This is a genomic window from Sphaerisporangium viridialbum (genome assembly GCF_049674955.1).
In the GTDB taxonomy this organism is placed as follows: Bacteria; Actinomycetota; Actinomycetes; order Streptosporangiales; family Streptosporangiaceae; genus Sphaerisporangium; species Sphaerisporangium viridialbum.
Map to the genome: position 1 here is coordinate 1644065 of NZ_CP187232.1, position 22878 is coordinate 1666942.

1 protein-coding gene is annotated in these 22878 nt (G+C 73.6%); it reads left to right on the forward strand.

Features of this window, described 5'->3' with window-relative positions:
• Positions 1–172 precede the first annotated feature (172 nt).
• Entirely contained in the window at positions 173–22855 is a 22683-nt protein-coding gene (locus ACOZ38_RS07645; RefSeq protein WP_424529403.1) for a non-ribosomal peptide synthase/polyketide synthase, read from the forward strand.
• Positions 22856–22878 lie beyond the last annotated feature (23 nt).

Consider the following 22878-nt stretch of genomic DNA (forward strand, 5'->3'; position numbering starts at 1 on the left):
CGTTTCGACTTCCTTCGCTTGTTAGGTAAGGCAGGCCTTAACTGTAGCCCCCCGAGTTGGGCCGCCTCCTCTGGCGCCAGGCTACTAACTTAGGTAATGCTTACCTTAGTATGTGTCGCGATCACGGCTCGTTTGAGCCTGTTTCGTCCAGCTTTGGGAGGCGCGGTCACCTGTGTCGGCTATTGAAGAAGTGACGGCGTACTGGCACCGGCGGCTCGCCCCGCTCCCGCAGGAAACGGTCCTCCCGGTCGACTTCCCGTACCCGTCGGCCCCCGCCTTCGCCCGCGAAACCCGCGGCCGCACCCTTGCCCTGGGCCGCACCGGCGCCTCCCCGGCCTCCCACGCGGCGGCCGCCGCGCTTGGCTCCCAGGTGGGCGACGCCTCGACGGGGTCCCGCGCAGGCGACGCCGTGCCGGAGGCGTCGCTGCTCGCCGCGTACGTCGCACTGCTGCACCGCTACGGCGGCTCGGGTGACATCTGCGCAGGGTTCGACGGGCTGCCGCTGCGGGTCGAGCTGGACGGTGACACGACCTTCGGCGAGCTGGCACGACGCGTGGCCGACGCCTGTGAGCAGGCGCGGGCGCATCGGATCCCGCTCTCCGCCCTCGCGGCCGGCCTGCGACCCGATCCCACCCGCGGCGGGGGCCTCTTCTTCAACACGTCCATCGCCGTCGGCGGTGGCACCCCCACCACGGAGCCGGCCGCGTACCCGCTGGACATGTCACTGGAGGTGGTGACACAGCGGGCGGGTGAGTCGCTGGAGTGCGCGGCGCGGTTGACGTACAGGCCCGACCTGTTCGAAAGCGCGACCGCCGATCGGATGCTGGGGCACTACGAGACTCTGCTGGCCGACGGGCTGGCCAGGCCGGACGTCGCCGTCGCCGAACTGGAGCCGCTGACCCCCGAGGAGCGGCACCGCGTCCTCGTCGAGTGGAACGACACCGGCCATGACGTCCCGTCGCTCACCTGGCCCGAGATGTTCGCCGAGCAGGTGCGCCTGCGCCCGGACGCCGTGGCCCTGGTCTTCGAGGACACCGTTCTCACCTACGCCGAGCTGGACGAGCGGGCGAACCGCCTCGCGCACGCGCTGATCGCACGCGGGGCCGGGCCAGAGCGTGTCGTGGGGCTCGCCCTGCCCCGGTCGGCGGAGCTGATCGTCGCCGAGGTGGCCGTCCTCAAGGCGGGTGCCGCCTACCTGCCGCTGGACACCGACTACCCGGCCGACCGCATCGCGTACATGCTCGCCGACGCCGCGCCCGCCTGCCTCGTCACCACCGCTGACACCGCGGCCGACCTCCCTCTGTGCGATGGCGTCGGGCTACTCGTCCTCGACGCGCCGGAGACCGCGCGCGAGCTGGCGACCCGTCCGGCCCACGACCCCGCGGAGGCCGACCGGGGAGCGCTGTCCGTGCTCAACGCGGCGTACGTCATCTACACCTCCGGTTCCACCGGCCGTCCCAAGGGCGTGGTCCTGTCGCACGCGGGCGTGGCCAAGCTGGTGGCCACCCAGAGCGAGCGGTTCGGCGTCGGGCCGGACAGCCGTGTGCTGCAGTTCTCCTCGCCGAGCTTCGACGTGGCGTTCTGGGACCTGTGCCTCGGACTGCTCTCCGGGGGCCGCCTCGTCGTCGTACCGTCCGAGCTGCGGGTGCCCGGCGCGCCGCTCGCCGACTACGCGAACGCCAACGGGGTCACGTTCATGATCCTGCCCCCGGCCCTGCTCGCCGCCATGCCGGACGACGTCCTGCTGCCTCCCGCCGCCACCCTGCTGGCCGGCACCGAGCGCGTCTCGCCCGAGCTGGTCGGCCGGTACGCGCGCGGCCGGATGATGTTCAACGCGTACGGCCCCACCGAGGCGACCACCAACTCGACCCTCGGCCTGTGCGACCCCGACACCCCGTCCGGAGCCATCGTGCCCATCGGCGGGCCGGACCCCGGCACCCGCGCGTACGTGCTCGACGCCCGCCTGCGGCCCGTCCCGGCGGGGGTGGCGGGCGAGCTGTACCTCGGCGGCGCGGGCCTGGCACGCGGCTACCTCGGACGGCCGTACCTGACCGCCGAACGGTTCGTCGCCGACCCGTTCGGCGCGCCGGGCGAGCGGCTGTATCGCACAGGTGACCTGGTGCGATGGACGGCCGACGGCAGGCTCGCGTTCCTCGGCCGCGCCGACTCGCAGGTGAAGATCCGCGGCTTCCGGATCGAGCCCGGAGAGATCGAGTCCGTACTGCGGGGGCACCCGGCCGTCGACCAGGTCGCGGTCGTGGTCCGCGAGGACCGGCCCGGCGACCGGCGGCTGGCCGCCTACGTCGTCCCGTCCCTCGACGGCGAGCCGGGCCGCGACGAGACGGAGCAGGTCGGGGAGTGGAAGGACCTCCACGAACTGCTCTACTCGGCCGCCGGTTCCGAGGGCTTCCGTGAGAACTTCGCCGGCTGGAACAGCATGTACGACGGGCTGCCGATCCCGGTCGCGGAGATGCGGGAGTGGCGCGACGCCACGGTCGCCCGCATCCGGGAACCGCGACCGCGCCGGGTGCTGGAGATCGGCGTCGGCAGCGGGCTCATCCTCTCCCGCGTCGCCCCGGACTGCGAGGCGTACTGGGGCACGGACGTCTCGGAAGAGGCGATCCGGTCGCTGCGCGCCCAGGTCGACGCGGTGCCGGAGCTCGACGGCCGGGTCGAGCTGCGCGTCCGGCCCGCGCACGACGTCACCGGGCTGCCGGCGGGGTTCTTCGACACCGTGGTCATCAACTCCGTCGCGCAGTACTTCCCGAGCGCGGAGTACCTGGCGGACGTGCTGCGCAAGGCGGGGACGCTCCTTGCTCCTGGCGGTGGCATCTACGTCGGCGACGTGCGGAACCTGCGGCTGCTGCGTTGCCTGCGGGCCGCGGTCGAGACCCGGCGCGGCGCCGGCCCCGAGGACAAGCAGGCCCTGCTCGCGTCCGTCGAACGCTCGGTGACCTGGGAAGGCGAGCTGCTCCTCGACCCCGGGTTCTTCACGGCCCTTGAGGGCTTCACCGCCGACATCCGCCTCAAGCGCGGCACCCACCACAACGAACTGACCCGCTACCGCTACGACGTGGTGCTCCGGACCACAAGCGGTACGGGGGCGGATCCGACCGGGCCCGAAGACCGGGAAAAGGCTGGTCTGGCGTCCTCGGGTGACGAAGCCGAGGAGGTCGGGTGGAGTGCGATCGGCGGGGTGCGCGGGCTTGAGGCTCGCCTGGCAGGGCGTCCCGTCCGGCTTCGGGTGAACCAGGTGCCGAACGCGCGGCTCGCCGAGGACCTCGCCGCGCTGTACGCCATCGAGGACGGCAGCCGTCCCGCTTCGCCGGTGGACGACGTCGACCCCGAGGCCCTGCACGAGCTCGGCGCCCGGTACGGCTACCGCGTGGCCGTGACCTGGAACGGTCACGCCGGCGACGGCAGCACGGACGTGGTCTTCGCCCGCGGGGACGCGCCTCTCGGTGACCTCTACCGACCGGCCGCCGCCTTTCCGCACGCCAACCGCCCCGTGCCGTTCCGGGACGTCACCACCCTGATGAGGACCCTGCGCTCGCACGCGGCCGAGTGGCTGCCCGAGTACATGGTTCCCTCCGCGTTCGTCCCCCTCGACAAGCTGCCGGTCACCCCGAGCGGCAAGCTCGACGGCACCGCGCTTCCGGTGCCCGACTACGCGACCCTCAGCTCCGGCCGCGCTCCTCGCGACGCGCGTGAGGAGCTGCTGTGCTCGCTGTACGCCGAGGTGCTGGGGCTGCGGTCGGTCTCCGTCGACGATGATTTCTTCGCCTTCGGTGGCGACAGCATCGTGGCGATCCAGCTGCTCATCCGCGCACGCGGAGCAGGACTCCGGCTCACGTCCCGCGACGTCTTCCGCCATCGAACGGTCGCCGCCCTCGCCCAGGTCGCCGTCGCCGACAGCGTGGCGGACAGCGGGGCCGGCATCCCGCTCGTCCAGCTTTCGGAGGGGGAGCTCGCCGAGGTTCAGCGGGACCACCCGGTCACCGTCGAGGAGCTGCTGCCGCTGAGCCCGCTTCAGGAGGGTTTCTTCTTCCACTCGCTCGTGGACGGTCCGGACGGCGACGCCTACGTCGTCCAGCAGGTCATCGAGCTGACCGGTCCGGTCGACGGCGAGGCCCTGCGCCGGGCCGCCCAGGGGTTGCTGGACCGGCACGCACCCCTGCGCGCCTGCTTCCGCCGGCTCCCGGACGGAAGGCCGGTGCAGATCATCGCCGAACGGCTGGACCTGCCCTGGCATGAGGTGGACCTGTCCCCGCGGGACCCCGAGGAGCAACGGCCGCTCGCGGACGCCGTGGCGGCCGAGGAGCGCGACCGGGGCTTCGACCTGGCCCGGCCCCCGCTGCTGCGATGCGCGCTGGTCCGGCTCGGGCACGACCGCGGCCTCCTTCTGCTGACCTTCCATCACATCGTGGCGGACGGCTGGTCGCTGCCGGTACTACACCGCGAGCTGATGGCCATGTACGGAACGGCCGCGTTGCCGGAGGTGGCTTCGTACCGTGACCATCTGCGCCATCTGGCTTTGGCGGATCGGGAGGCCGCTCGTGACGCCTGGCGTGTCGCGCTGGCGGGGCTGGACGAGCCGACCCGGCTGGTGGACGCACCCGCGAGCCGGGCGAAGCTCAGGCCCGGGCAGGTACGTGCCGAGCTGTCCGAGCACGTCACAGCGCGGCTCGCGGCGCGCGCGAGGGAGCAAGGGGTGACCCTGGGCACGGTCGTCCAGACCGCGTGGGGGCTGCTCCTCGGGCGCCTGACCGGCCGCCAGGACGTGGTCTTCGGCACCACCGTCTCCGGCCGGGACGCCGAGGTCGACGGCATCGATTCCATGGTCGGCCTGTTCATCAACACCCTGCCGACCCGCTTCCGGTGGCAGCCCGCCGACACCCTCGCCGAGCTGGCCGGGCGACTCCAGGACGAGCAGGCCCAGCTCCTGGACCACCAGCACCTCGGTCTCGCGGAACTCCAGCGCGTCGCCGGGCAGGCGGGAAGCGGCGAACTCTTCGACACCCTGCTCGTCTTCGAGAACTACCCGTCGGGAACCGGGCTCGCCGACCCTTCAGGGACGGTGAGGATCACCGGTCACGAGTTCCACGACGCCGTCCACTACCCGCTCGCCCTGATCGTCAAGCCGGGCCGCCGGCTCGACCTGCGGCTGAAGCACCATGCCCAGCGCCTTCCCGGCGCGGCCGTACGGCGGATCGCGGACCGGCTCACCCGCATCCTGCGCGCTCTGGCCGACGACCCCGGGCAGAACGCCGCCCGCGTCGACCTGCTCTCGGACGAGGAGGCGGTGCGAGCCCGGCTCGCCGGTGCGGAACGGCAGGTGGCCGAGACCACTCTGGCCGCCGCCTTCGAGGCCCAGGTGGCGCGTACCCCTCAGGCCACGGCCGTCGTGTACGACGGTGAGACCCTCACCTACGAGGAGCTGGACGCCCGCGCCGAACTCCTCGCCCGCCGCCTGCGAGCCGGGGGCGCGGGCCCGGAGCGCGTCGTCGCGGTCGCCGTGCCGCGTTCGGCGGAGCTGATGGTGGCACTGCTCGGCGTGCTGAAGTCGGGCGCGGCCTACCTGCCGGTCGACGTCGACTATCCGGCGGACCGCATCGCTTACATGCTCACCGACTCGGGCGCGAGCACGGTGGTGACTACCGCCGCCACCTCCCCGCGCCTCCCGCAGGTGGAAAACCTCACCCGCCTCCTCCTCGATGCCCCGACGACCCCGCTCGACCCGGACACCCCGGTGGGTGCGGCGCCTGATGATCCGGCGTACCTGATCTACACGTCGGGGTCGACCGGGCGTCCGAAGGGCGTGGTCGTGACCCATCGGGCCATCGTCAACCGGCTGGCGTGGATGCAGGGCGAGTACGGGCTGCGTCCCGACGACCGGGTGCTGCAGAAGACGCCGTCCAGCTTCGACGTCAGCGTCTGGGAGTTCTTCTGGGCGCTGTGCGAGGGCGCCGCCGTGGTGCTCGCCAGGCCCGACGGGCACCGCGACCCCGCGTACCTTGCCACGCTCATCCGCGAACAGCGCGTCACCACGATGCACTTCGTGCCCTCGATGCTCGAAGCCTTCCTGGGCGCCGACGAGATCACCGCCGACCCGTCATGGGCCGCGAGCCTGCGCCGCGTGCTCAGCAGCGGCGAGGCCCTGCCCGGCGCCGCCGCCGCACGCTGGCAGGCGCTCACCGGGGTGCCGCTGCACAACCTGTACGGCCCGACCGAAGCCGCCGTCGACGTGACGTACCACCCGTATGACGGATCGGCGGACATCACCGTGCCCATCGGCCGTCCGGTGTGGAACACCGGGCTGCGGGTGCTGGACTCCTGCCTGCGCTCGGTGCCGGCCGGGGTGCCCGGCGAGCTGTACCTGACCGGCGTGCAGTTGGCCCGGGGCTACCTCGCCCGTCCCGGCCTGACCGCCGAGCGGTTCGTGGCCGATCCGTACGGCCCGGCGGGCGGTCGCATGTACCGTACCGGCGATCTGGTGCGCCGCCGTGCGGACGGCGTCGTCGAGTACCTCGGGCGCACCGACCGGCAGGTCAAGCTGCGCGGCAACCGCATCGAGCCCGGCGAGGTCGAGGCCGCGCTGAACGGCCTGCCCGGCGTGGCCCAGGCGGCGGTGACCGTCCACGGGTCCACCCTCGTCGCGTACGTCGTCCCGGCGAGGACCGGGCACACCGCTTCCGGCGTGGCCCGTGGAGAGGCGGTCGGCGGTGAGCGCGGGCTCGGTGCGGCCCTTGGCGAGGCGGTCGGGGGCGGGCTTGACGTGGCCGCGCTGGGATCCGCTCTGGGCGAGGCGCTGCCCGCGTCCATGGTGCCGGGCGCGTATGTCGAGCTGGACGCCCTGCCGCTGACGCCGAGCGGCAAGCTCGACCGCAACGCGCTTCCCGCTCCCCAGGCTGTACGGACCGGGGCGCGGGCCCCGCGCGACGGGCGCGAGCGCGTCCTCACCGAGATCTTCGCGGCCGTGCTGAAACTCGACGAGGCCGGTGTCGACGACGACTTCTTCATGCTCGGCGGCGACAGCATCACCTCGATCGGCGTCTCCAGCCGCGCCCGCCGTGCGGGCCTCGGCCTGAGCCCGCGCGACGTCTTCGAGCACCGCACCCCCGCCGCCCTGGCCGCCGCCCTTGGTAAGGCCGGCGGTGGCGGCGTCGGTGCCGGGCCCGGTGAGCCGGGCTCCGGGTTCGTGCTCACCGCGGACGAGTACGAGCGGGTGCGGCGGCTCGCCGGGGGGTCGGTGGAGGACGTCTGGCCGCTGGCGCCGTTGCAGGAGGGGCTGTTCTTCCACTCCACGTACGACGACGGCGCCCTGGACGTCTACACCGTGCACGAGTCCTTCGACCTCGCCGCCCGCGTCGACGCCGACCGCCTGCGCGCCACGACCAGAGTGCTGCTGGCCCGCAACCCCAGCCTGCGCGCCGGTTTCACCAGCGACGGGCTGCGCCGGCCGGTGCAGTTCATCGTGGGCGACCCCGAGATCCCGCTCGAAGAGGCCGACCTGTCGGACCTCCCCGCCGCCGAGCAGGACGAGCGGCTGCGCGAGCTGATGGACGCCGAGCGGACCCGCGGGTTCGACCTGGCCAGGCCCCTGCTCTTCCGGATGCTGCTGGTCCGGCTCGGCGAGGCCAGGGGCGACCGGCTCGTCATCGGCCGGCACCTGCTGCTGTGGGACGGCTGGTCGGCCTGGCTCTTCCTCGACCAGCTCTTCGCGCTGTACGAGACGGGCGGGGACGAGCGCGGGCTGCCGCGCCCCGGCTCGTACCGCGACTACCTGACCTGGCTGGAGGCCCAGGACACCGGGACCGCCGCCGGCGCCTGGCGCACCGCGCTCGCGGGCCTGGACGAGCCCACCCTGCTGGCCGCCACCGCGAGCCAGGGCCGGCGGCCGGTCATCCCGGAGAGCCTGGACGCCGTCCTTCCGGCTGGGCTCGGGAACCGGATGCGCGACGCCGCCCGGCGCCGCGGACTGACGCTCAACACGGTGCTCAACACCGCCTGGGGCCTGGTGCTGGCAGCCGCGACCGGACGTGCCGACGTCGTCTTCGGCACCACGGTGGCGGGCCGCCCGACCGAGGTGCCGGACGTCGAGAACGTCATCGGCATGTTCCTCAACACCGTCCCCGCCCGCATCGCCTTCGACCCGGCCGAGCCGGTGCTGGACCTGCTGCGGCGCGTCCAGGGCGAGCGCCTGGCCCTCATGCCGTACGAGTACCTGGGCCTTGGCGTCCTGCAGGCGGAGACCGGGCACCGGCAGCTGTTCGACACCCTCTTCGTGCTGCGCGACGGCGACACCGAGGAGCGGCTCGCCGGGCTGTCGGACCGGCACGGCGCCACGGCCGTCGCCAACGTGGACGCGACCCACTATCCCGTCAACCTCATCGTGACGCCCGGGGAGCGCATCCGGGTCACGCTCGCGCACCGGCCCGACCTCATCGACCGCCCTCGGGCCCAGGCCCTGCTGGACCGCTTCACCCTGCTGGTGGAGCGGCTGGCGTACGACCTGGACGCGCCCGTCGGCCGCCTCGACCACCTGTTGCCGCTGGAAAGAGCCGAGCTGGAGCGGGAGCGGGCCGCCGGCCGCGTGCCCGTCCCCGACGAGACCATCGCCGACCTGCTCGCCGCGCGGGCCGCCCGCACCCCCGAGGCCACGGCGCTGGTCTTCGGTGGTCAAAGCCTCACCTACGCCGACCTGGACGCCCGGATCAACCGCATGGCGCGGCTGCTGCTCGCGCGGGGCGCGGCGCCGGAGAAGATCGTCGCGCTCGCCCTGCCCCGCTCGATCGACATGGTCGTCGCGCTGTTCGCCGTGCTCCGTACGGGCGCGGCCTACCTGCCGCTGGAGCTCGACCACCCGGACGACCGGCTCGCGATGATGCTCGACGACGCCCGTCCGGCCCTGCTGCTGACCACCACGGCCGTCTCGCGCCGGCTGGAGGCGGGCGCCCCGGACGTCCCGCGCGTACGGCTCGACGACCCGGCGGTGACCGGGGAACTGGCCCGGCTTCCCGGCGACCCGGTCACCGAGGCCGACCGTCCCCGCTTCAGCCTGGAGCACCCGGCGTACGTCATCTACACCTCGGGGTCCACCGGCCGTCCCAAGGGGGTCGTCACGCCGTACCGGGGGCTGACGAACATGCTGGTCAACCACCAGAAGGAGATCTTCGCCCCGGCGATCGCCTCCGCCGGTGGCCGCCGGCTGCGCATCGCGCACACGGTGTCGTTCGCGTTCGACATGTCGTGGGAGGAGCTGCTCTGGCTGGTCGAGGGGCACGAGGTGCACGTCTGCGACGAGGAGTTGCGGCGTGACGCCGAAGCCCTGGTCGCGTACTGCGAGACCCACCGCGTGGACGTCGTCAACGTCACCCCGACCTACGCCCACCTGCTGATCGAGGAGGGGCTGCTCGACGGGCACCGCCCGCCGCTGGTGCTGCTCGGCGGCGAAGCGGTGTCCGAGACGGTATGGAGCCGGCTCCGCGACACCGAGGGCACCTACGGCTACAACCTCTACGGCCCCACCGAGTACACCATCAACACGCTCGGCGGCGGCACGGACGACAGTCCCACGCCCACCGTCGGACGTCCCATCCGGGGCACCCGCGCCCACATCCTGGACGCCTGGCTGCGCCCGGCCGCCGGTGGCGTCCCCGGTGAGCTGTACATCGCGGGCATCGGCCTCGCCCGCGGCTACCTCGACAGGCCTGGGCTGACCGCCGAGCGCTTCGTCGCCGATCCGTACGGCGAGCCAGGCGAGCGCATGTACCGCACGGGCGACCTGGTGCGCCGTCGCGCCGACGGGAACATCGACTTCCTCGGCCGCACCGACGACCAGGTCAAGATCCGCGGCTACCGGGTCGAGCTGGGGGAGATCGAGACCGCGCTCGCCCGGCACCCGGAGGTCGCCCAGGCCGCCGTCATCGCCCGCGACGACCCCTCCGCCCCCGGCGCCCAGCGCCTCGTCGGGTACGTCGTGCCCGCCGAGCCCACCGGCGAGGAGCGGGAGTCCGCGGAGCGGGAGTGGATCGGCGAGTGGCGGGAGATCTACTCCGACGAGTACGAGCAGATCGGCACCGCCGTCTTCACCGAGGACTTCGCGGGCTGGGACAGCAGCTACGACGGGCTGCCCATCCCGCTCGACCACATGCGCGAGTGGCGCGAGCGGACCGTCGCCCGCATCCGCGAGCTGCGTCCGCGCCGGATCCTGGAGATCGGCGTCGGCTCCGGGCTGCTGCTGTCGCGCCTGGCGCCCGAGGTGGAGGCGTACTGGGCGACGGACTTCGCCGCACCCGTGATCCGCAAGATCGGTGAGGACCTGCGCCGGGACCCGGAGCTGGCGGCCAAGGTCGAGCTGCGCTGCATGCCCGCGAACGTGACCGATGGGCTGCCCATTGGTCACTTCGACACGATCATCATCAACTCCGTCATCCAGTACTTCCCGAGCGTCGACCATCTGACGGAGGTCATCAGGGGCGCCATGGGACTGCTGGCGCCGGGCGGCGCCCTGTTCGTCGGCGACGTACGCAACCTGCGGCTCGCCCGCGCGTTCCACACCGGCATCCAGCTCACCCGCTCCGGCAAGGACACCGGCCAGGACGGCAAGGACACCGGGCAGAGGCACCTCCACGCGGCCCCCGAGCACGGCCAGACCGTTCCCGAGTATGTCCACGCGGCCGTCGAACGTGGGATCGCGCTGGAGAAGGAACTCCTCGTCGACCCGGACTACTTCACCACCCTCGGCTTCGGCATCGACCTTCGTACCAAGCGCGGGCGCCACCACAACGAGCTGACCCGCTACCGCTACGACGCCGTCCTCTACAACGGCGAACCCGACACTCACCTCGGCGACGAGCCAACGCTGACCTGGGCAGACACGCTCGTCACCACGGCCGGGGAGGAGCCGGCGGGGTGGGCCGCCGGGCACGTCGTCGCGACCGGGGAGGAGCCGGCGGCATGGGCCGGCGGGCTTGTGCGTCGTTTGCGGGAGTCGCGGGCGGAGCGGTTGCGGGTGACCGGTGTGCCCGATGCCCGTGCGGGCAGCGAGCGGGGTGCCGTGGTGGCCGGGGGAGTCGAGCCCGAGGACCTTCACGCGCTCGCCGCGAGTGAGGGCTACCGGGTCCTCACCACCTGGTCGCGCGAGCCGGGCACCTACGACGCCGTCTTCGTGCGGGGAGAGTTCCGGGTCACCGAGGGCCTCTACCTGCCCGGCGGCGGCACGCCCCCGTACGCCAACACCCCGGCCTCGGCGGGCGGTACGAGCGGCCTCGTGCGGCGGCTCCGGGAGGATCTCCGGCAGGTGCTGCCCGACTACATGGTCCCGGCGGCCTTCGTCACCCTCGACCGGCTGCCCATGAACGACAACGGCAAGCTCGACGTGCGCGCGCTGCCCGAGGCCGAAGCGCCGGTGCCGCTCGCCGGGGGACGCGGGCCGAGGACGCCGCGAGAAGAGGTGCTCTGCCGCCTGTTCGCCGAGGTCCTGGGCCTGCCGACGGTGGGCGCCGAGGACGACTTCTTCGAGCTTGGTGGCCATTCGCTGCTCGCCACCCGGCTCATCAGCCGGGCCCGTACGGAGCTGGGCGCCGAGCTGGCCATCCGTGACCTGTTCGAGGCCCCGGCGCCCGCCCTGCTGGCCAAGCGCGCGGACGCCGGCCGCCCGGCCCGTACGGCCGTGGAGCCGGTGGCGGACCGCCCCGAGTGCGTCCCGGTGTCCCCGGCACAGCGGCGGCTGTGGCTGGCCGAGCGGCTCAGCGGCGGCGACGCGTACCACTTCCCGCTGGTCTTCCGGCTGCGCGGCACGCTGGACACCGATGCCCTCCGCCAGGCGCTGCGCGACGTGGTGGCCCGCCACGAGGCCCTGCGCACCGTCTTCCCCGAGCACGAACCCCCGCACACCGCACCCACCACCGAGGAGACCCCGGTTCCGCCGACCGGGGCGGGGCCGTACCGGCTGGGTTCGGCCGTCGAGGAGGGCGGGCCGTACCAGCGGATTCTTCGTGCTGAGGAGGCTGAGCCGTTCTTCGGTGTTGAGGAGTGCTCGGTGGATCGGGTGGAGGGGAGGATTCGGGACGCGGTCGCCCGGCCGTTCGAGCTGGACAGCGAGATCCCCTTGCGGGCCGAGGTGTTCCGGGTGGCGCCGGACGACCACGTGGTGGCGATCGTGCTGCACCACATCAGCACCGACGAGTGGTCCGACCGGCCGTTCCTCACCGACCTGGGCACCGCCTACCGGGCCCGTCGCGAGGGCCGGGCGCCCGAGTGGGCCCCGCTGCCGGTGCAGTACGCCGACTACACGCTCTGGCAGCGGCGGCTGCTCGGCGACCCTGCCGACCCGGGTAGCGAGGGTGCGCGCCAGCTCGCCTTCTGGACCGGGACGCTGGCCGGGCTGCCGGAGGAGATCCCCCTGCCGCTCGACCGCGCACGCCCGTCCGAGCCGACCGGCCGGGGCGGCATGGTGCGCGCGGAGCTGCCCACGGACACCGCCCGCGCCCTGCGCGACCTGTGCGCCAGGACAGGTACCAGCATGTTCATGCTGCTCCAGGCCGCGGTAGCCACCCTGCTGCACCGGATGGGGGCGGGCACCGACATCCCGCTGGGCGCCCCGATCGCCGGGCGCACGGACAGCGCGCTGGACGACCTCGTGGGGTTCTTCGTCAACACCCTGGTGCTGCGTACGGACCTGTCCGGCGACCCGACGTTCACCGAGCTGCTCGGCAGGGTCAGGGACGCCGACCTGGCCGCCTTCGAGCACCAGGACCTGCCGTTCGAGCAGGTGGTGGAGGCGCTCAACCCGCCGCGCGTGCCGGGACGCAACCCGCTGTTCCAGGTCATGCTGGGCTACCACTACCGGCCCGACGGCGATCCGGCGGTGCTGGACCTGCCCACCGAGTGGTGGCCGGCCCGCATCCGGACCGCCAAGTTCGACCTGGACTTCACCTTCGTCGACCATGCGGGCGAGGACCGCGTCACCCTGCTGCTGGAGTACGCCGAGGACCTCGCCGACCCCGGGACCGCCCGGGCGATGGCCGGCCGCGCCGTCTCGCTGCTCGGCCTGCTGGCCGCAGACCCGGACCGGCCGGTCGGACGGCTGCCCGTACTGACGGACGAGGAGCTCCGGGCGTCCCTGGGCGCGTGGAACGACACCGCCCGGCCGGTGGAACGGCGTACGGTGCCCGAGCTGTTCGCCGAGGCCGCCCGTACCCGCCGGGACCAGGTGGCGCTGGTCACCGATGGCCGCACGCTGACCTTCGGCGAGCTGTCCGCCGAGGTGGATGGCGTGGCCCGGCTGCTGCTGCGGCAGGGGGTCACGGCCGGGAGCGTGGTGGGGCTGGCCCTTCCCCGGGCCGAGATGGTGCCGGCCATCCTCGGGGTGCTCACCGCGGGCGCCGCGTACCTCCCGCTCGACCCCGGCTATCCGGCCGAGCGCCTGGAGCGCATGCTCGACGACGCGGCCCCGGCCTGCGTGCTCACCACGATGGCCATCGCCCCCGTCCTCCCCTCCGGGCGAACCACCCTGCTCCTCCTCGACGACCCACGCCCACCCGCCGAGCCGGACGGCCGCTCCGGTGACGCTCCGGCCGTACCCGCCACCGAGCCGGGTGACCGTGGGGTGGGGGTTCGTGTGCCGGCGTCCGCCGTCGCATATGTGAGCTACACGTCCGGATCCACCGGCAGGCCCAAGGGTGTGCTCGGTACGCACCGGGGGCTGAGTAACCTGTTCGGCTCGCACCGCGAGGATCTCATCGAGCCTGCTCGCCGTGCCGCCGGACGGGAGACGCTGCGCGCGGTGCACGCCGCGTCGTTCAGCTTCGACGGATCCTGGGAGCCGATGCTCTGGCTGCTGGCCGGGCACGAGCTGCACGTCGTCGGCGAGGCCACCATGACCGACCCGGCCGCCCTGCTCGCCTACCTCGCCGGTGAGCGCATCGACTTCGTCGATCTCACCCCGACCTACCTGCGGGAACTGATCCACCACGGCTTCCTCGACCCCGGCCGGGGACGTCCCGGAGTCATCGCGGTGGGCGGCGAGGCCACCCCGGCCGCGCTCTGGGACCGGCTGTGCGCGCTGCCGGAGACGGTGGTGCACGACCTGTACGGCCCGACCGAGTGCGCCGTCGACGCCTACGGCTGGCACGGCCCCGCCCCGGACCGTCCGGAGCCCTGGGCCGCGCCGGTGGCCAACACCCGTGCCCACGTGCTGGACGCCGCGCTGCGACCGGTCCCCGCCGGGGTGCCTGGCGAGCTGTACTTGGCGGGCGAGGGCCTGGCGCTCGGGTACCTCGGCCGGCCCGGGCTGACCGCCGAGCGGTTCACCGCCGACCCGTTCGGGGCACCGGGCAGCCGCATGTACCGCACCGGCGACCTGGTGCGGCGCCGCGCCGACGGCACCCTGTCGTTCCTCGGCCGGGCCGACGACCAGGTCAAACTGCGCGGCTTCCGCATCGAACCGGGCGAGATCGAGACGGTGCTCCGCGCCCACCCCGGCGTGGCGCAGGCCGCCGTGACGGTCCGCGAGGACACCCCGGGCGCGCGGCGGCTGGTCGCGTACGCGGTCCCGTCGACCGGCCGGGGCGTCGACCCCGCCGCGCTGCGGGCGCATGTCGCCGCCACGCTGCCCGAGCACATGGTCCCGGCGGCCTTCGTGGAGCTTCCCGCACTGCCGAGGTCGATCAGCGGGAAGCTGGACCGCCACGCGCTGCCCGTCCCGGACGTGGCGGCCGTCACCTCCGGCCGGCGTCCCCGCGACGCCCGCGAGGAGATCCTCTGCGAGCTGTTCGCCGCCGTGCTGGGGACCGGACGGGTGGGCGTGGACGACGACTTCTTCGCGCTCGGCGGCCACTCCCTGCTGGCGATGCGGCTGGTCAGCCGCGTCCGCACGGCGCTCGGCGCCGAGGTGAGCCTCCGCGCGGTCTTCGAGGCGCCCACCGTCGCCCGGCTCGCGGGCCGGTTGCGCGAGGCCCCGGACGGCGTGCCCGCCCTCGTCCCCGCACTCCGTACGGAGCCCCTGCCGCTGTCCTTCGCCCAGCGGCGGCTGTGGGTGCTGCACCGGCTGGAGGGCCCGGGCGCCACCTACAACCTGCCGATGGCCTGGCGGCTGTCGGGCGCCCTGGACGAGGACGCGCTCCGCGACGCCGTACAGGACCTGATGGCCCGGCACGAGAGCCTGCGCACGGTGTTCCCCGAGCGGGACGGACGCCCCTACCAGCGCATCCTCGACCCCGGCGAGGTCCCGGTCGTCACCGGCTTCCAGCGGGTCACGGAGGACGAGCTCGCCGGGCGCCTGGCCGAGGCGGCCGGGCACGGCTTCGAGCTCGACCGCGAGCCGCCGCTGCGCGCCCGCGTGTTCGAGGTGGCGCCGGGGGAGCACGTACTCCTCCTGGTGGTCCACCACATCGCCGGCGACGAGTGGTCGGACCGGCCCCTGTGGCGCGACCTGTCCACCGCCTACCGGGCCCGCCGCGAGGGCAGGGCACCCGAGTGGGCGCCGCTGCCCGTCCAGTACGCCGACTACACCCTCTGGCACCGCGACGTGCTCGGGGACGGCGGCGACCCCGGCAGCCTTTCGGCGCGTCAGCTCGGCTTCTGGCGCCGCGCGCTGGAAGGGCTGCCGGAAGAGCTGGCGCTCCCGGCGGACCGTCCGCGCCCCCAGGAGAGCAGCCACCTCGGCGGGGCGGTCGGCCTCTCGCTGACCCCCGAGCTGGAGCGCGGACTGCGCGGGCTCGCCGGAAGCCACGGCGTGAGCATGTTCATGGTGGCCCAGGCGGCGGTGGCCACGCTGCTGCACCGGCTGGGAGCGGGGGAGGACATCCCCCTCGGCGCGCCGATCTCCGGACGTACCGACGAGAGCCTGGAGGACCTGGTCGGGTTCTTCGTCAACTCCCTCGTGCTGCGCACCGACCTGTCCGGCGCGCCGAGCTTCGGCGAGCTGCTGGCGCGCGTGCGGGACACCGATCTGGCCGCCTACGAGCACCAGGACCTGCCGTTCGAGCGGCTGGTGGAGGCGATCAACCCCACCCGCTCGCTCGCCAGGCACCCGCTGTTCCAGGTGATGGTCGTCTACCTGGCCGACCAGGGCGGGGCTCCGGGCTTCCCGGGGCTCGACGCGCGACCCGAGCCGCTCGGCCAGGAGACCGCGAAGTTCGACCTGAGCTTCGACTTCGCCGAGCGGGGCGACGGCGAGGGCATCGAGGGCTGGATCGAGTACAGCGCCGACCTGTTCGACCACGACACGGTGGAGCGGCTCGCGGAACGGCTCGTACGGCTGCTGGAGCAGGTGGTCGCCGACCCCGGCCTTCCCGTGCGGCACCTGGAGATCATGGACGGGCCGGAGCGCCGGCTCGTCGTGGGCGAGTGGAACGACACCGCGCGGCCGGTGGAGGCCACCACGCTGCCCGAGCTGTTCCGCGCCCAGGTGGCGCGGACGCCCGATGCGCTCGCCCTGGTCTGCGGCGACGAGCGCCTGACCTACGCGGAGCTGGACGCCAGGGTCGAGCGCGCGGCGCGGGCGCTGGCCGCGATGGGCGCCGGTCCCGAGCGAACGGTGGCGGTGGCGCTGCCACGTTCGGCCGAGCTGGTGGTCGCCCTGCTGGCGGTGCAGCGGGCGGGCGCGGCGTACCTGCCGCTGGACGCCGGCTACCCGCGCGAGCGCGTCGAGCTCATGCTGGCGGACGCCCGCCCGGTCTGCGTGCTGCGGGACGGGCTGCCCGACGGCCCCTCGGGCGAGCTGCCCGCGTCGTACGACCCCCGGCACCCGGCCTACGTGATCTACACCTCCGGGTCCACCGGCAGGCCGAAGGGCGTGGTGGTGCCGCACGAGGGCATCGTCAACCGCCTGCTGTGGATGCGGGACGAGTACGGCCTGACCGCTTCCGACCGCGTGCTGCAGAAGACGCCGTCCAGCTTCGACGTGTCGGTGTGGGAGTTCTTCTGGCCCCTGATCACCGGGGCGGCGCTGGTGGTGGCGAGGCCGGAGGGCCACAAGGACCCGGCGTACCTGGCCGGGCTGATCCAGGACGAGCGGGTCACCACGGTGCACTTCGTACCTTCGATGCTGCGGGCGTTCCTGGAGGATCCGGGCGCGGCGCGGTGCACGGGGCTGCGCCGGGTGATGTGCAGCGGCGAGGCACTGCCGGCCGACCTGGCCTCCCGGTTCCACGCCGTGCTCCCCGCGGAGCTGCACAACCTGTACGGGCCGACCGAGGCATCCGTCGACGTGACCTCGGTCCGGGTGCTCCCCGGGGCCGTCGCCGTGCCGATCGGGCGGCCGGTGTGGAACACGCGGACGTACGTGCTGGACGCGGCGCTGCGCCCGGTGCCGCCGGGTGTGGCGGGAGAGCTGTACCTTTCGGGCGTCCAGCTCGCCCGGGGGTACCTCGGCCGGCCGGGCCTGACCGGCGAGCGTTTCGTCGCCGACCCGTACGGGCCGTCCGGCACGCGCATGTACCGGACGGGCGACCTGGCGCGCTGGAGCCGTGACGGGTCGCTGGAGTTCCTCGGAAGGGCCGACGACCAGGTCAAGATCCGCGGCTTCAGAATCGAGCTCGGAGAGATCGAGACGGTCCTGTCCCGCCACGAGGCGGTGGCCCAAGCCGTGGTGATCGCCCACAACCAACACCTGATCGCCTACCTCACCCCCACCTCAGCCACCCAGGCTTCCGTCACTCCGGGCTCAGTCGACCCCGGCTCCGTCACTCCGGGCTATGGCCAGGCGGGGCTCGGTGACGTGGGTCCCGGTTCGGGCTCCGCGATACCCGGGTCCGCGGTGCTGCGGGAGTACGTCGCGGCCGTGTTGCCCGAGTACATGGTTCCCGCCGCCTTCGTCGTGCTCGATGCCCTTCCGCTCACCCCGAACGGCAAGCTCGACCGCAAGGCCCTGCCGGAGTTCGACTTCGCCACCGAGGTCTCCGGCACCCTTCCGAGCACCCCGCGCGAGGAACTGCTCTGCGGGCTGTTCGCCGACGTGCTCGGCCTGGAACGCGTCGGCGCCGAGGACGACTTCTTCACCCTCGGCGGCGACAGCATCGTCGCCATGCAGCTCGTCGGCCGGGCGCGCGGAGCCGGGCTGGTGATCAGTCCCCGGGACGTCTTCCGGCACAAGACGGTCGCGTCGCTGGCCGCCGTCGCCGGAGTGCCCGGCACTGCGAACGGCACTGCGAACGGCTCCTTGGACGGCTCCTTGGACGGCGGTATCCACAGCACCCTGGACGGCACGGCGTCGCCCGCCGCGCTTGTCACTCTCACCGAGGGCGAGCGTGCCGAGCTGCCGGTCACGGATGTCGCGGGCGTCCTGCCGCTCACGCCGCTCCAGGCGGGCCTGCTGTTCCACGCCTCGTTCGACTCTGGGGACGACGGGCCGGACGTCTACACGGTCCAGGTGTCGTACGAGATCGACGGCCCGCTGGACGCCGCCCGGCTGCGCGAGGCCGGGCAGGCACTGCTCGACCGGCACGACAACCTCCGCGCCGGATTCCGGTACCTGTCCTCCGGCCGTCCGGTGGCCGTCGTGCCGCGTACGGTCGCCCTGCCCTGGCGTGAGGTCGACCTCTCGGAGCTCGGCGAGCCCGCTCGGGAAGCCCGGTGGACCCGCTACCTCGCTCAGGAGCGGCGCCGGTTCACACCGTCCGAGCCGCCGCTCCTGCGGCTGATGCTCGTGCGCCTCGGGCCAGGCCGCCACCGCCTGATCCTGTCCCACCAGCACCTTCTGCTGGACGGCTGGTCGATCCCGCAGCTCATGCGCGAGCTGGGTGATCTGTACGCGCACGGCCCGGGCTCCGGTTCGCCGGCCGCGGCGCCGTACCGGGAGTACCTCGCGTGGCTGGCGCGGCAGGACGCGGGTGTCACGGCCGATGCCTGGGCCGAGGCGCTGGACGGTCTGGAGGATCCCACCCACCTGGCGCCCGCCGACCCGAACCGGGCTCCGGTCGTGCCGGAGACGCACACCACGCACGTCACCCGGGAGGTGACCGAGGCCCTGTCGGCCCTCGCCCGCTCGCGCGGGCTGACGGTCAACACCCTGGTCCAGGGCGCCTGGAGCATCCTGCTGTCCCGGCTCACCGGCCGCGACGACGTGGTCTTCGGCGCGACCGTCTCCGGGCGCCCCCCGGAGCTGGACGGTGTCGAGTCGATGATCGGCCTGTTCATCAACACGATCCCGGTGCGCGTCCGCGTCCGTGACGGCGAGAGCCTGGCGGCGTTCCTCGACCGCCTCCAGGACGAGCAGTCGCGGCTCATCGCCCACCAGCACGCCGGGCTGGCCGATGTCCAACGCAGGGCTGGGCTGGGCGACCTGTTCGACACGCTGATCGTCTTCGAGTCGTACCCCGACGCAGGGGGGCCCGCGCTCGGGGCCGGTGACGGCCTGCGCACCGCCGTGCTCGACCACCAGGACTCGACCCACTACCCGTTCACCTGGGCGGTGGAGCCCGGGGATCGCCTCGTCCTGACCGCCGAGTACCGCCCCGACCTGTTCGACCGTACGACGGCCGAGCGGATGGCCGCGTCGATGGTGCGGCTCTTCGAGGCGATGACGGCCGACGCGGACCAGCCTGTCGGCGGCGTCGACATCCTCACCCCCGCCGACCGCCACACCATCCTCCGCACCTGGAACGACACCACCAAGCCACAACCCTCCGACGCCGGCACGGTTTCTGGGCTGTTCGAGGCGCAGGTGGGTGAGAGCCCGGATGCCGTCGCCGTGGTGTCGGGGACGGTCGGCTGGACCTTCCGGGAGCTGAACGAGCGGGCCAACCGGCTCGCGCGGCTGCTCGTCGAGGAGGGCGCGGGGCCGGAGCGGATCGTCGCCCTGTCGCTGCCGCGCTCGGCGGACTTCATACTGGCCATCCTCGCCGTGCTGAAGTCCGGCGCCGCCTACCTGCCCGTGGACGCGGACCTGCCCGCCGAGCGGGTGCTCGACATGCTCCGCGACGCCAGGCCCGTCCTCCTCCTGACCAGCGACGAGTTCGCCACCGTGCTGCCGGACGGCGGTGTCCCGACGCTACGGCTGGACACCCGGCAGACCGCCGCACGCCTCGCCGCCCGACCCGGGGACGACCTCACCACCACCCCCGACCCGCGCCACCCGGCGTACGTGATCTACACCTCCGGTTCCACCGGCCTGCCCAAGGGCGTGGTGGTCTGCCACAGCAGCGTCGTCAACCTCTTCCACAGCCATCGCCGGACCCTCCACGACCCGGCCAAGGCCGCCACCGGCCGCCGTCACCTGCGTGTCGGCCACGCGTGGTCGTTCTCGTTCGACGCGTCATGGCAGCCGCAGCTGTGGCTGCTGGACGGGCACGCGCTGCACGTCCTTCCCGACGAGACGCGCCGCGACCCCGAGTTGACGGCCGCCGCCATCCGGGATCAGGGGCTGGACTTCATCGAGGTCACCCCGTCGTTCTTCGCCCAGATGGCCGACGCCGGCCTGATCGGGGACGGCGAGTGCCCGCTGGCCGTGGTCGGTGTCGGCGGTGAGGCGGTGCCGGACTCGCTCTGGAGCGACCTGGCCGGTCTGCGGTCCACGGAGGCGTTCAACCTCTACGGCCCCACGGAGGCCACCGTGGACGCCCTGGTCGCGCGCGTCCGCGACAGCGGGTCCCCGCTGGTAGGCCGCCCGGTCGGCAACACCCGCGCCTATGTGCTCGACGCCGGCCTGCGGCCCGTCCCGCCCGGTGTCACCGGTGAGCTGTACCTCGGCGGCGCGGGCCTGGCCCGGGGCTACCTCGGCCGTCCGGGCCTGACCGGCGAGCGCTTCGTCGCCGACCCGTACGGGGAGCTGTCCGGCGAGGCGGGGGCGCGCATGTACCGTACCGGCGACCTGGCCCGCTGGACCGCCGATGGGCGGCTGGAGTACGGCGGACGAGCCGACGACCAGGTGAAGATCCGCGGCTTCCGCGTCGAGCCCGCCGAGATCGAGGCCGTGCTGGACCGGCACGAGTCCGTGGCCCAGGTCGTGGTCGTGGCCCGGGAGGACCGCCCTCGCGTCAAGCGACTGGTCGCCTATGTGGTCCCGGCGGAGAACCCCGGACCTGTCGATCCGGCCGCGTTGCGTGCGCATGTCGCGGCCTCCCTGCCGGAGTACATGGTGCCCGCGGCGGTGGTCGTCCTGGACGGGCTGCCGCTGCTGCCCAACGGCAAGCTCGACCGCAAGGCGCTCCCGGCGCCGGTCTTCACCGCGCGCGGCGGAGGGCGCGGGCCGGCCGACGACGTCGAGCGCGCCCTGCTGGCGGTCGTCGCGGAGGTGCTCGGCCTGCCCGAGGCCGGTGTCGACGACGACTTCTTCACTCTCGGCGGGGACAGCATCGTCGCGATGCAGTTCGTCAGCCGGGCACGCGCCGCCGGTCTGCGGATCACCCCGCGCCAGGTGTTCCAGCACCGTACGGTCGCGGCGCTGGCCACCGTCGCCGTCGTGCCGGGCCCGGACGCCGGCGGCCGTACGCACGACGACGGCACGGGCACGGTGCCGCTGACCCCGATCATGCACGCCATGCGGGAGCGCGGCGGCCCGATCAGTGGATACCACCAGGCGGCGCTGCTGCGGACTCCGGCCGACCTGGACGAGCGCGGACTCAGGTCCGTCCTCCAGGCCGTGGCCGACCGGCACGACATGCTCCGGTCCCGCCTGGTGCGCGCCCGTGGCGAATGGTCGTTGCGAGTTCCGGCCCCGGGCACGACCGATGTGGCGGCGTGGCTCGTGCGGGTGGACACGGTGGGAGCCGATGAGACGGCGCTTCGCAGGGCCATCGCCGAGCACGCCCACGCGGCTCGGGCACGCCTCGACCCGGACACCGGTCAGATGGTGCGGGCGGTCTGGTTCGACGCGGGCCGGGGCACCCCGGGGCGGCTGCTGCTGCTGGTCCACCACCTGGTGGTGGACGGCGTGTCCTGGCGCGTCGTCCTCCCCGACCTGGCCGCCGCCTGGCAGGACGTCGCGGCGGGCAGGCCCGCGGAGCTCCCGCCGGTCGACCTGTCGTTCCGCCGCTGGTCGGAGCTGCTGGGCGAGCGTGCCACGGACCCGGCCCGCGAGGACGAGCTCCCGCTGTGGACCTCGATCCTCTCTGAGGGCGACGCGATCTCCGTGGCCCCGGCGCTCGACCCGCGGCGGGATGTGGTCGCCACCACGCGCTACCTGTCCCTCACCCTGCCCGCCGACCGGACTGCCCCGCTGCTCAGCCGGGTGCCCGCCGCCTTCAAGGCGACCGTCAACGACGTGCTGCTGACCGCTCTGGCCCTGGCCGTCGCCGACTGGCATCGCCGGACGGACGGGCGGAGCCCCGGCAGCGCGGTACTGGTTGACCTGGAAGGCCACGGCCGCGAGGAGGAACTGGCGGGCAACGCGGACCTGTCGCGTACGGTCGGCTGGTTCACGAGCGTCGTCCCGGTTCGCCTGGATCCGGGCACTGTGGACCTGGCCGACGCGCTCGCCGGTGGGCCCGCGCTCGACGAGGCACTGGCCCGGATCAGGGCGCACCTCGCCTCGCTCCCGGCGGCGGGCATCGGGCACGGCCTGCTGCGGCACCTGAACCCGGTGACGGGGCCGGAGCTGGCACGGCTCGGCGAGCCTCAGATCGAGTTCAACTACATGGGCCGTTTCGGCCGTCCCGAGGCGACCGACTGGTCGTACGCGCCGGAGGACGACGCCGCCGACCTGGACGCGGATCCGGGCATGCCGATGTCGCACGCCCTGACCGTCAACGCCCTGACCGAGGACCACCCGGGCGGGCCGGAGCTGGCCGCCCACTGGTCCTTCGCGTCCGAGGTGATGTCCGAGGAGACGGTCCGGGATCTGGCCGGCACCTGGTTCCGGGTGCTGCGAGCCCTGGTCGACCGTGCCGAAGCGCTGGGCGACGACCGATGACCATCACATCCCTAGACCGATGA